The 11,715-nt window shown below is 50.8% G+C and carries 10 protein-coding genes; 5 read left to right on the top strand and 5 right to left on the bottom strand.

The features are described 5' to 3' along the window. Positions 1 to 174: 174 nt before the first annotated feature. Both K7P01_RS31130 and K7P01_RS31125 read right to left on the bottom strand, forming a co-directional pair. Positions 175 to 1,221: a FecR family protein gene (locus K7P01_RS31130; RefSeq protein ID WP_267298508.1), complete on the bottom strand. Its 1,047-nt coding sequence runs from the start codon at positions 1,219 to 1,221 to the stop codon at positions 175 to 177. 145 nt (positions 1,222 to 1,366) lie between these two features. Then, on the bottom strand, positions 1,367 to 1,945 hold the full coding sequence (locus K7P01_RS31125) for an RNA polymerase sigma factor (RefSeq protein WP_267298507.1): 579 nt from the start codon (positions 1,943 to 1,945) through the stop codon (positions 1,367 to 1,369). Between the two features lie 242 nt (positions 1,946 to 2,187). Between K7P01_RS31125 and K7P01_RS31120 the strand changes: the two genes are divergently transcribed. After that, entirely contained in the window at positions 2,188 to 3,228 is a 1,041-nt protein-coding gene (locus K7P01_RS31120) for a BtrH N-terminal domain-containing protein (RefSeq protein ID WP_267298506.1), read from the top strand. Positions 3,229 to 3,252: 24 nt separating this feature from the next. Here K7P01_RS31120 and K7P01_RS31115 read toward each other — a convergent pair whose 3' ends face one another. From K7P01_RS31115 to K7P01_RS31105, 3 genes are all read right to left on the bottom strand, one after another. Next, entirely contained in the window at positions 3,253 to 3,639 is a 387-nt protein-coding gene (locus K7P01_RS31115; RefSeq protein ID WP_267298505.1) for an SRPBCC domain-containing protein, read from the bottom strand. A gap of 55 nt (positions 3,640 to 3,694) precedes the next feature. After that, entirely contained in the window at positions 3,695 to 4,855 is a 1,161-nt protein-coding gene (locus K7P01_RS31110; protein ID WP_267298504.1) for a sensor histidine kinase, read from the bottom strand. Positions 4,856 to 5,005: 150 nt separating this feature from the next. Beyond that, positions 5,006 to 6,811: a SpoIIE family protein phosphatase gene (locus K7P01_RS31105; protein ID WP_267298503.1), complete on the bottom strand. Its 1,806-nt coding sequence runs from the start codon at positions 6,809 to 6,811 to the stop codon at positions 5,006 to 5,008. Positions 6,812 to 7,373: 562 nt separating this feature from the next. Here K7P01_RS31105 and K7P01_RS31100 point away from each other — a divergent pair. From K7P01_RS31100 to K7P01_RS31085, 4 genes are all read left to right on the top strand, one after another. After that, complete coding sequence (locus tag K7P01_RS31100; RefSeq protein ID WP_267298502.1) at positions 7,374 to 7,574, top strand: hypothetical protein; 201 nt, start codon at positions 7,374 to 7,376, stop codon at positions 7,572 to 7,574. Between the two features lie 41 nt (positions 7,575 to 7,615). After that, the gene (locus tag K7P01_RS31095; protein WP_267298501.1) at positions 7,616 to 8,521 is read left to right on the top strand and encodes a YihY/virulence factor BrkB family protein; all 906 of its coding nucleotides are present in this window, start codon (positions 7,616 to 7,618) and stop codon (positions 8,519 to 8,521) included. Between the two features lie 157 nt (positions 8,522 to 8,678). After that, entirely contained in the window at positions 8,679 to 11,096 is a 2,418-nt protein-coding gene (locus K7P01_RS31090) for an ABC transporter permease (protein WP_267298500.1), read from the top strand. A gap of 128 nt (positions 11,097 to 11,224) precedes the next feature. After that, positions 11,225 to 11,359, top strand: a complete 135-nt coding sequence (locus K7P01_RS31085; protein ID WP_262898807.1) for a hypothetical protein — start codon at positions 11,225 to 11,227, stop codon at positions 11,357 to 11,359. Positions 11,360 to 11,715: the final 356 nt, after the last annotated feature.

The raw sequence follows: 11,715 nt of genomic DNA, 5'->3' as shown, positions 1-11,715 counted from the left end.
TACTTCGGGCAAAACGCTACCCCCTCAAAACGGATAGCTTTTCTAAGCTGGCAATGCCCCACATTGTCAGCTTTTTTTGTTTTGCAATTAAAGGATGCTGTAGAATCGTTGTTGCATAGTGTTCGTTGATTAGGTTTAGGTTATGTATTATAGGTTAGGTACTTCTTATGTATACTACTGACCTCCCGGGCAGCCTTTTCCGGTAATCCGGATCGTTGTGCCCTCGATCGTATGCCCCGCGCCCACGGAACTGCAGATAAACTCCAGTCGTGTTTCCAGATCTTCGCCGGACAGGTCGCCTGTAAACGTACAGTTATACAGATTTACATCTTCCGGTTGGATCGTAATGCCATACGCCCGCTCGAGGTTGTGCAATACTGTTTTCAGCGGTGCTTCCTCGAATTCAAAAACAATGCGTTCTGCCGGAGCATCTTCTGCCGACAGCGGTACCGGCTCTGTCACCAGCGAAACCGCCAGCTCTTCCGTTTCCAGGTCCAGCACAGCCCGTTGGTTGGGCGTAAGGTATACCTGGCGCTCTTCCATCAGCAAACCACGCAGAATCGCACCTTCGGTATTGCGCGACACCATCACTTTGCCTGTCACGACGGCTACCTCGCTGGGGTGCCCCGCGCCTTGCGCTTTCACGGTAAAGCTCGTGCCGACCACTTGCGTGATCAGGTCTTCGCTGAACACCAGGAACGGCCGTTGCTTATCCTTGCTCACTTCAAAAAAGGCTTCTCCCGTGAGGAACACTTCGCGCTTGTTGGCCGCAAACCGATCCGGATATTGCAGCACGGCGCCTGGCGCTAACGTTACCCGGGTGCCATCCTCCAATTGCACCGGTACCGGCAGCACGGTCATGTTCTGACGCATCTGCAACGTCACGCCTGCTTCGCGGGCAATGGCGTCCGGCGTAGCGTGGTCGGTGCGGACGAAATACCCCGTCAGCAACAATCCGGCAATCAGCGACGCCGCTATGCCCAACTGCGTACTACGCCGCCCAAAAAAGCTCACCCGGCGCGGCTCGCTGGTATCGTCCAGCTTCTTGCTGAGCGTCGCCCACAGGCGATCGTCCATCGCCTGTAACTCGCCCTCCTGATAAGCAGGCACCCCTTCCTGGTCCAGCACGTTGTACCATTGCTCGACGATCTTTTTCTCCTCCTCGGTACAGCGACCTTCCAGGTAGCGCTTTAATAAACTGTGGAATACTTCTTTGCTCATGCAACGGAATTTGTTTTGCCTGTCATTAAGTCAATGTAGAAGACTATCATCCCTAAATGGGTAGTTATTTTTTTTAACAATTTTTTAACAAGATCCAGTGATCAATTGCCCGGCAGCAGGCACCATGCACCGTACTAATGGGGGGTTATAGAAGATAGATCAGCAGAAAACCGTATATCAAATAGTCCTTCAGGTGGACACGCATACGTTTCAGTGACTGGGTGATGTGATATTCGACAGCCTTTTCCGAAATGTTCAGATCGCGGGCAATCTCCTTGATCGAACGATTCTCAAAACGGCTCAGCCTAAAGACCTGCTGGGTTTTTTCCGGCAGCAGGGCAATACCTTTGTCGATGGCCTGTGAGAGGTCGTGGTGTATCGTTGTTTGTTCGGTCGTGTGCGCATAGTCGGTCGCCGTATGCTGCACATAGCTCACGAATTTCTCGTGAACGATCTGCGACTTATAATGATTGATGATACTGAACTTAATCGCCGTAAAAAGCCAGGCACGTACATGCTGAATTTCTACCGTGGCACGCCGCTCCCATAAGTTCAGAAACAGATTTTGTGTAAGCTCCTCGGCGATCTCTTTGGTTCCGGTCTTGCGATAGGCCACCAGTAGAATCTCCTTCCAGTAGCGCTCGTACAGCACGCGGAATGCTCCCTTATCCTCATGTTTCATGAGGCCTACCAAGGCTTCGTCCGGGAGAAGAGAATAGTTCATGATCGGGTCGTGAGAAATCTGAACGCGAAATTAAAGGTAAACAAAAAGCAGGCATATAAAAAAACGGGTTCAAGGTCAACGACCGGGATTTATTCTAAAAACGCTACTAAAACGTTTACGATATTCTAATGCAATCGAATTTTTTAAAATAAAATTCCAATTCCAAAATCCTAAAAAAAAGGGCATTTAGGGATACCACCCGTTTGGCTTACTGTGCGTATAAGTCAATAACCTAATCCCCCATGTATATCAAAACCCACCAGGTCTGGGCCGTACTTGCCGCCTTTGCTATCGCTTGTTCGGACGATGGCGACGAAGTAAAGATCATCGATCAACCACCTGTACCCGAAGCCCGCTTCACCGAGCAGCTTGACCGCATCGCATTAAATGCCGGCGACTCGTACGATCCCGAGGGCAAAGTCATCACCTATCAGTGGAAAACGTCTTCTGCCAACATTACCATCAACAACGCCCGCGAGGCCAAAGCCTTCTTCAAACTCCCTTCGGCAACGAAGGAAGAGGCCATTGCCATTAGCCTTACCGTGAGCGACGGCAAGTCCGAACAGACCAAAGACATCAACATCACCGTACCGCCCATGACCAAAGCCCGGGCGTATGGTTTAGGGCGCGTAGTGTCGCAAGAGCACAGCAACAACGTTCCGTACGAGTGGTATATGGAGCAAAACTTTACGGGTCAATACTCGTCCATCAATTGCGGTCCTACATCGTCTACCATGGGCATCAAATGGTATAATCGAAGCTTTGGCCGCACGCCCGAACAGGCTCGCGCCGACTATATCGAAAAATTCAACCAGACCGGCTGGTGGTCGACAGATGATATCTTCCGATACCTGGAGGAAAACGGTGTAACGCATAACTCCTTTCAAATGAGTGCCCCGGACCGGATGAAGGCCACCCTGGATGAGGGCAATATCATTATCCTTTGCCTGGATATGTATTATGTGACCTATAACCCCGAAGAGGAGCAGCACTTCGGAAAAATATACCAGCACACGAGTCCGGGTGTGGGGCACTTCATTGTTATCAAGGGATACAAGGAAGTGGACGGTACGATGTACTATGAAGCTTACGATCCTGATCTGGGCGGGCAGCGATACCGGGATAATACGTTTAAAGGAAAAGACCGGTATTATACAAGTGCCGATTTAGATGCTGCCACGCAGAATTGGTGGGATTACTTTTTCGTAGTGTATCCGCCTACAGAAAATGGCAAGCGGACGAAAGTGACGGAGGGGCGTAGTGATATACGCTACGGCAAATAATACAATAGTAATTGGCGTAGGCCATTATTCGTCGTAAAAATCCTGTAGGGCTCCAAAATAGACATTGTTCCACCCATCGACGATGTCGTCATAGTCTGCATCAGGAATGTTGGTGTGGCGTAGCTCTACAGAGGTGCCGCTGCCGGAAGCGTGGAGTTTGATCGTGACGATCGACTCTTCTTCCGTATGGTCCTCGCCGAAGTACCATTGCTGCACGATCATTTTATTCTCTTCGAAAGAGATGTTCTTGCCCACAATGCTTCCCTCCCACAGCGAAAACTCGCTGCCGGGCTCGGTAGACATTTCGGCTTCCTCGCCCGACCACAGGTGAATGGTGAGGGGGTTGGTCAACGCCAGGTAAACGTCTTCCGGAGGAGCGCCAAGCGTGTAGTATTTTTTGAATGATTTCATGATGTCAGCGTCAATGGGGGATAAAGATAACAAAAAGCAAACGGCCGTGGAAGGCCTAGACTTCTTCTCCCGGCGGCAAGTCGGGTAGTTTGACATAAAAGACCGAACCCTCATACAGTACACTGGTAAAGGTGATGGTGCCATGCAGCTTCTGCACGGCTTTTTTCACGATGTACAACCCCAGGCCGTTGCCCTTGGAGTTTTCATTGCTGCGAAAATACATGTCGAATATGCCGTCGTGGTAGCGCGGGTGTATGCCCTGTCCGTTGTCACCCACCTCCAATACAATATCATCTGCCTGCCGGTACACGCGCACGTGTATGTGGGGCCGGTCGGGACGGCGGAAATTGATGCAGTTTTCAATCAGGTTACCCAGGATGACCGTTACCAACGACGGGTAGGAATAAAATGACATTACCCCTACCGTTACGCGAAAGTCAATCTCTGCCTGCGCCAGGTCATCCTTAAAGGTTTTGAATACGCCATGCAGCAGATCATGCACGTCGATCTCGGTAAACTGCAGCCGTTGCAGGCCTACGTCGCTGATGGATTGCAGCTTCACCAGCATGCGATCGAGGTGGTGCGCCGTCTGCTGCACGCGTTCAAACAGCTCAAGCACGGAGGGGTCTTTTACAGTGATGCGGGCTACCTGCACCAGCCCCAGAAAGGTCGTCACCGGACGACGAAAGTCGTGCGAGGCGCGATAAAAGAAAGTATCGAGCTCTTTATAGGCTTGTGTCAGCTCAGCTGTACGCAGTTGTATGGTCTCCTCTTGTTGCTGATTGATCTGTGTGATCTCTTCCTTCTGTTCGGCAATTTCGTCGTTGAGGCGGGTAAGCATGGCATTGTTCGCCGTAAGCTCTTCTGCCTGTATTCTGATTTCTTCTTTCTGCTCTGCGACAGCCTGATTCAGCCGCTTCTCGCGTTTGAAAGACCGGTAATTTATCGCGGCCAGCACAGCCATGAGCAAGGTGATGACACCTGCCAGCACAGTAAAATACCGTTGCCGGTCCAGCAATGTCTGTTGCTCGCGGGTTTCGGCCCGGCTCTTTTCCAGGAAGCGCGAAAGCTGCCGGGTGGAATCTTGTACGAAGGGAATAAAGACGTTGGACTGACCACTGGAAGAAGGAACGGAGTCGTATGGCGAGGCCGTGTTAACGCGCACTATTGCCAGCAGGCACAAGAAGCACAGAACCAGGGTCAGGCGGGTCTTCACATATAGAGGGTCTAGGGAACGAAATATAAACAACTCCCCGCGATAATTCCTACTCCCTCCACACCACAACGCGTCTTTTTACAGTTGCCACCCCGTTAGCAGGTGTAGAGTTGCTGGTGTATACCCCTTTCGGGTAGTATGTATCGGGCGTTATGCGCCGCCCAACCGGATGGCCATGACCAGGATGTCATCGGTCTGACCCCGGCCGTTCATCCACGCTTCAATGGTCTTGTCCAGAATGGCGTGCTGCTCCGTCATCGGTAATGCATGAATGTCCAACAACAGCTTGCTAAAGCGCTTCGACATAAACTTCATATTTTCCTTGCCGCCAAACTGGTCGCGATAGCCGTCGGAGAAAAGGTATACCGTGGTGGGTACATCGACCAGAATCTCCTGTTTCTTAAACGACAAGGTGGGCTTCGTCTTACTACCGCCGATGGGGTGAATATCGCCCTTTACCTGGTGCAAGGTATTGTTCTGAATATAGATCAACGGGTTCTTGGCGCCCGAGAATTCCAGTATCTTTTTCTCCCGGCGATAGATGCACAAGGCGGCATCCATACCGTCGTTGTTCCCTGTTACCTCCTGGCGCAGTGCCGTACGAATCTCTTTGTGCAGCGCATCGAGTATGGCATTGGTTTCCGTCACACCCCGGTTGACGATGCCATTCAGAGCGTTGATGCCGATCATCGACATGAAGGCGCCCGGTACACCGTGACCGGTACAATCTACCGCGGCAAATGCTATATCATTATGGGAGGGGTCGTCATGCCCATTGGGCACATCGGAAAACCAATAGAAGTCGCCGCTAACCACATCGCGTGGCTTGAACAGTACAAAGGAGTCGCCGATCCTGCTTTGCTGATCCTTGCGGGGTAACATGGCTTCCTGAATGCGCTTGGCGTAATTGATACTGCTCTTAATGTTCTCGTTCTGCTGATGCAGCCGCTTATTCACACGAATCTTGCGGCGATAGCCAACGATCAGCACGATCGCCAATGCACCCACCAGCAAAATACCGACGATGACCGAGCTGCGAAACAAGGCTTCCTTCTCGATCAGCGCGTTTTGCTCGCGGATCTTGGCACTCGCCAGTTCCTTGTCTTTATTTAATAGGTCAATCTCCAGCTGCCGCTTCAGGCTGATCTCTTCTACGATGCGCAGCGAATCTTCTGTTTGCTGCAGCTTCATGCGCTGCTCCAGCAGCTCGGACTCGGTGAGCTTCTTTTCCGACTCTACCTGGTCGATCTGCGCCTTCAGCTCTTCCATCTTGCGTGCATTGAGCTGTTGGCTTTTTTTACCCTCGCGCGTCAGCTCACGAATTTCTTTCGCATTCTTCTGCCCGAGAATGATGGCGTTGTAGTGCGCCAGGTATTCGGTAGCCTTCTTTTCGTCGCCAAGAGCTTTATAGTATGTCGCCAGCAGCGAGTAACATTTGGCCTGCGCTTCGATGTCGCTCTGCTCAAGTGCCAACGCGAGTGCTTCCGTGAGTGGCTCGATGGAACGCTTCGGCCTGTCGAGGGCTGCCTGCGCCATGGCATATTGTATCAGACTCTCGGTCTCGAATGCTTTGTTCTGCAGCGTACGCGCAGCTTTGGCAGCGCTCTGAAAATTGTCCGCTGCCTTGCTGTAGCTCCTTAACGTGCTGTATATGCGCCCAAGCTGGTGGTAGGCACGGTATTGTCCTTCACCGCTGGATGCCTTCTTGCTATAGCTCAGGCTTTGTCCCAGGTAGGCGGCCGCTTTGTCAAGCTTGCCGGCGTCTTCGTACAATGCCGCAATGGCATACGCTTGCCCGGCGGCTTCGGCTGGCTTGTTGCCCTTCGCAGCAATGGTCAACTGCTGCTCGTGCTCGGCAAGCTTAGCAGCATCCTGTGCCATCCCCGATGGGATGAAGGCAAATGATACTACAACGAAGAGGAGAATGCAACGAACTACGACAAAGGTTTCTTTCATAAGCTATATCAACCCAGTTTCCAACAGGAATCATGAGGTGCGAAGTTTGTCAACTGCAGCCAACTAAATGCAGCGCAACTACCCAAAAACTTACAAGGGCAAGAACTCAGAAACGCCCGCTGTCTGAAAATAGGGCCCTTTCAATACGTAATAACAGCATCAAGCGGAAACAACGTACTGGCCGTGCACAGCCGTACAGCCCGCTGTCGCGACCGTGCGCGAACTACACTTTTCTTCATCTACACGTCATATACAAACCACCTGCACACGACACACACCGCTACATTTCTCCTGGAATTTGCCCGCCAGGAGAAAAGATAATACATCGCGGCCAAAGTTCCGAACCGAACAAACACCGCCTTCAAACTTTATTCAACCCTTCAAAGAGGTCTTTCGCCCCCTACGAGTTGATCGATCATCTCACCATGGCTATGATCAAAACCGTTCAGCGCGTTGTACATTTTCGGATATACATCCCCCTTCTGACATGGCCAGAGGCCACAAAATGGCCTTTTTAAATCTGGCCACTATTTTGTTTAACCGTCTGCAAACGACTACTGCCGTGAAAACACTCCTCGCCCTCATCTTATGGTGCATACTCTTTGTACTGTGCTGGCCGCTGGCCCTGGTTATGATCGTATTGTTTCCGATCGTCTGGTTGTTGCTCTTGCCGTTTAAGATCGTCGGCCTAAGCATCGATCTGGTGTTTAAGCTCATCGGCGCAATCCTGCTCTTCCCTTTCAAACTCGTTAAGTCGCTGTAGAAAAAGGCCCGCGTGTGCGACGGATGTAGTATCTTGCTGCGGTGGAGAAGAACCGAACATCGTCTTTCCGTTCATTCATAACTTCGCTGCGCAAGGCTTATGTCCTGCTGCGCCGCAATGACCCGCTCATCCTGGCTTCTTCCACGGCGTTCTTCGCTACCTTCTCGCTTTCGCCGATCATCGTAATCCTGGTGAACGTCTTTGGCCTCTACTTTAAATCAGAGCAGATCCGGAAACAGCTTTTTGAAAAGCTACAAACCACCGTCGGCCCTTATGCCACCGAAGAGATTGAAAAGATCGTGCACAACTTTATGGCCGTGACGGAGAGCGCCTGGATTACCATCGCGGGGTTTGTCTTTTTGCTGTTTGTTGCCACAACCTTGCTCGGCATTATCCGCAAGGCGATCCATCAGCTATGGTATATCCGCCGGAAATCGTCAGTGCGGATTCAATATGGTATCAAAGAGCGAATGATTGGCATCGGCATGCTGCTCTTCCTGGGACTGTTGTTTCTGGTGGCCCTGCTGTTAGACGCTTCGGTCGCCGTAATCCGCGAACATTTTCCCGATGTCAATACCGCCTGGATACGATTTATGAATATCCTGTTCTCGTTGTTGGTTGTCACCGCGTGGTTTACGGGCGTCTTTAAAATCTTACCCGAAGCGCGCGTAAAATGGAAAGCGGCGCTGGCGGGTGGTCTGCTTACCGCCGTACTATTCAGTATCGGCAAGATCATCCTGGGAAAACTGTTGGTGGAAAGTAATTTACAGACGCTCTTCGGCGCCTCCGCCTCCATTGCACTCTTATTATTATTCATCTTCTATTCCGCCTTGATGATGTATTACGGCGCCGCCTTTACCCACGTATACGCCGAAGCCATTCATCAGCCGATACAGGCCGGCCGTTATGCTGACGAATACGAAAAGCGCGTGGTGCAGCACTCCTAAAATCTTCGCTCTTTCGCACGGTAACGTGTTCGAAAATGATCAATACGCCAGCGACAGCCTTGAAAAAAACGGGCTTACAGCGTAAAAATCGCATCTTTATACATCCGGCACGCTGCTTGAGCAGGGTTAGGGGCCTTTTATATTAACCCTTTATCCTATGTTTAAAAATTACCTGCGATTTTCCACGCGCGTCTTTCTCAAAGACAAATTCTTTGCTACGCTCAACATCCTCGGCCTGGCGCTGGGCATTGCGGTCAGTATTATACTGCTGCTAATCTTACAGAATGATCTTACCTACGATCAGTACCATATACACCACAAACGCATCTACCGGCTGGGTGGTCACTTAAGCGCCACCGGCATTGACATTCGCGTGGCCCGTTCTGCGCGTGAGCTGGGAAATGTATTACAAACGGAACTACCCGAAGTGCAAGCGGCCGTGCGGGCTAACAGTTGGGACCACACCCTGGTAAAATATGAACCGCGCGCCGGTGAAGAGCGTGCTTTTTATGAAGAGAACATCGTACGTACTGACTCTAACTACTTCCAGGTGTTCTCACATACATTTCTGGCCGGCGACCCCAAGACCTGCCTGGTCGACCTGAATACACTCGTACTAACGGAGTCCACCGCGAAACGATATTTCGGCGACGAGCCCGCACTGGACAAAACATTACTAATCGACAACACGTCGTATAAGGTAACCGGCGTCATCCGGGACCTGCCGTCGAACACACACCTGTCGTTCGATATACTTCTCTCACAACTTGCCGACCGAGAATGGGTGCGTGAGAATGGCCAGATCAAATCGGAAGCATTCTGGAATCCGGATGTGTACCTGTACCTGCTCATGCCCGAAGACTACGAACCGCAAGCATTTTATAGTAAGTTTCCCGCCATCTTCGATAAATACTTCAAATCCTTTGGCGACCAGGTGGGCGGTAAATACGAACCGATCCTGGAACGCCTCGACCAAATTCATTTTCATTCCGGCCTGACGTCTGACGAGCCGCAAGGCAACATGGCCTATCTCTATGCCTTCAGCGGCATCGGCATTTTCATTATTCTGCTCGCCTGCATTAATTATATGAACCTGTCTACCGCCAAATCGGTGAACCGGGCCGCGGAGATCGCCATGAAGAAGACGCTGGGCTCGGGCAAGCTGCAATTGGTAGCAGCCTTCCTGGGTGAATCTGTTTTTCTATCCGTCGTTGCTTCGATCCTGGCACTGGCCATAGCTGCCATGGTCATTTACGCCACCTCCTTCAACAGCTTGATTGGCAAAAACCTTGCGCTCGACTTTGTGCACAACCCGCTCTTGCTGTTCGGAACGGTAGGGCTAACAGTATTGATCGGCGTCGTCTCGGGCCTATATCCGGCCTTCTACCTGCCCGCCATTCCCACATTGCAAGCGCTAAAGGGCGCCTACAAACACCGCAAATCAAGCTTAGTGCTGCGAAAAGTGTTAATCACAACACAATTCGGCATCTCCATCTTCGTGGTGGTGTGCACACTCTTCATGCAACGACAGATTCGGTATGTGCGCAACAAAGAGCTGGGCTTTACAAAAGACAACGTCGTGGTGCTGCCGATCAACGACACACTGGTCCAACACCAGATCGAAGGCATCAAACATGAATTCCTGCAACGACCGACGATCACGCAGGCTACTACGGCGTACCATGTATTGGGTATGAATGTCGATGGACAGCCCGTGATGTGGGCCGAAAGCGAAAGCGGCATGAAGCAACAGGCCTTCACGCTGATGTTTGTGGGCGACGATTATCTCAAGACCATGGGATTGACGTTGGTCGACGGCCGCGATTTCCAAGCGGGCCTGGCCGATGTGGATCACTCCTTCTTAGTGAACGAAGCCGCCGCCAAACTGATGGGCTGGGGTAACAACGCGGTCGGTAAAAAGGTCAAGTTCTTCCACGACAATGAGGACAAACAAGTGATCGGCGTCGTCAAAGACTTTAACTATAACTCGCTGCACAATGCCGTAGAGCCGCTTTTGATAGCACGCGGACGGGACAATGGTGGCTTCTTACACCTGCGTGTGCGGGGTGAAGATTTGCCCGGGACCATGGACTATATCCGGCAAAAGTGGTCGCAGATTGATCCCAATCACCCCTATGAATACTTCTTTCTCGATCAACGTTTCAACGAACAGTACCGCGCGGACGAGATTCAGTACAAGCTAGTATCCACTTTATCTTACATCTGTATTTTCATCTCCCTGCTCGGGCTGCTGGGTCTGTCGGCATTCACGGCCGCGCAACGCACAAAAGAGATCGGCATACGCAAAGTGCATGGCGCGTCGGTACCGCATATCATCTACATGCTGTACAAAGACGTGATGTATCTTGTCTTGCTGGCGTCGGTGTTGATCATACCTGTCGCCTGGTATGTCGTTACGCAGTGGCTGGGCAACTTCGCGTATCAGATGCCGCCGGACTATGCACTGTTTGTTGTCGTGACCATCTTTGCCATAGCCTTCTCGTTCCTTACGGTTGCGTTTCATTCCTGGAAGACAGCGCGTACAAACCCGGTGGACTCATTGAAATATGAATAATCGATCGTAAACAATACATGCCTAAGCCTGATTTATGCAAGCGAATTGAGTTGTTTTTGTCGTGATAAATTGGAAATAATAATTTGTAATTATATTTTAGCGGCTCAAACAAATTAAATTTTATAGCTATGGCAAAATCAGCTAAAAAAACAGCAAAGAAAGTAGCGAAGAAAGCTGCTCCTAAGAAAGCCGCTAAGAAAGCCGCTCCTAAGAAGGCCGCTAAGAAAACTGCGAAGAAAGCCGCTAAAAAAAGCAGCAAGTAATTCAGTTGAAGGCAGCATAGACAACTATGCTGCCTTCGCTATTTAATACGTTACCCATCATCCTCCGTTCTCTCTTCCTCCTCCTCCACCTTTGTTTTCCTGATCACCAATCTCCAGTAACGCATGTACGCGACGCTTGCGTAGCGCTTTCCTCCTGTCCATACATTTACACAGAAATATCCCCAATAAGCCCATACACGGCCTCAAATACGCGTTAAATACCTGTCCGATGCAGGCATACATTTACTAAGGACGGTGGTATAAGACAAAGTTTGAAGCTATGGAAACCGAGAACAACATCAACCGCCACGAGCTGATCATCGAAGTGATTACCTGGACAGCATTGGTCGCCATTA

This window comes from Parachryseolinea silvisoli, assembly GCF_021190955.1.
Classification (GTDB): Bacteria; Bacteroidota; Bacteroidia; order Cytophagales; family Cyclobacteriaceae; genus Ohtaekwangia; species Ohtaekwangia silvisoli.
The sequence above is the reverse complement of the archived record's forward strand: the minus strand, read 5'-3'. Positions and strand labels throughout refer to the sequence as shown.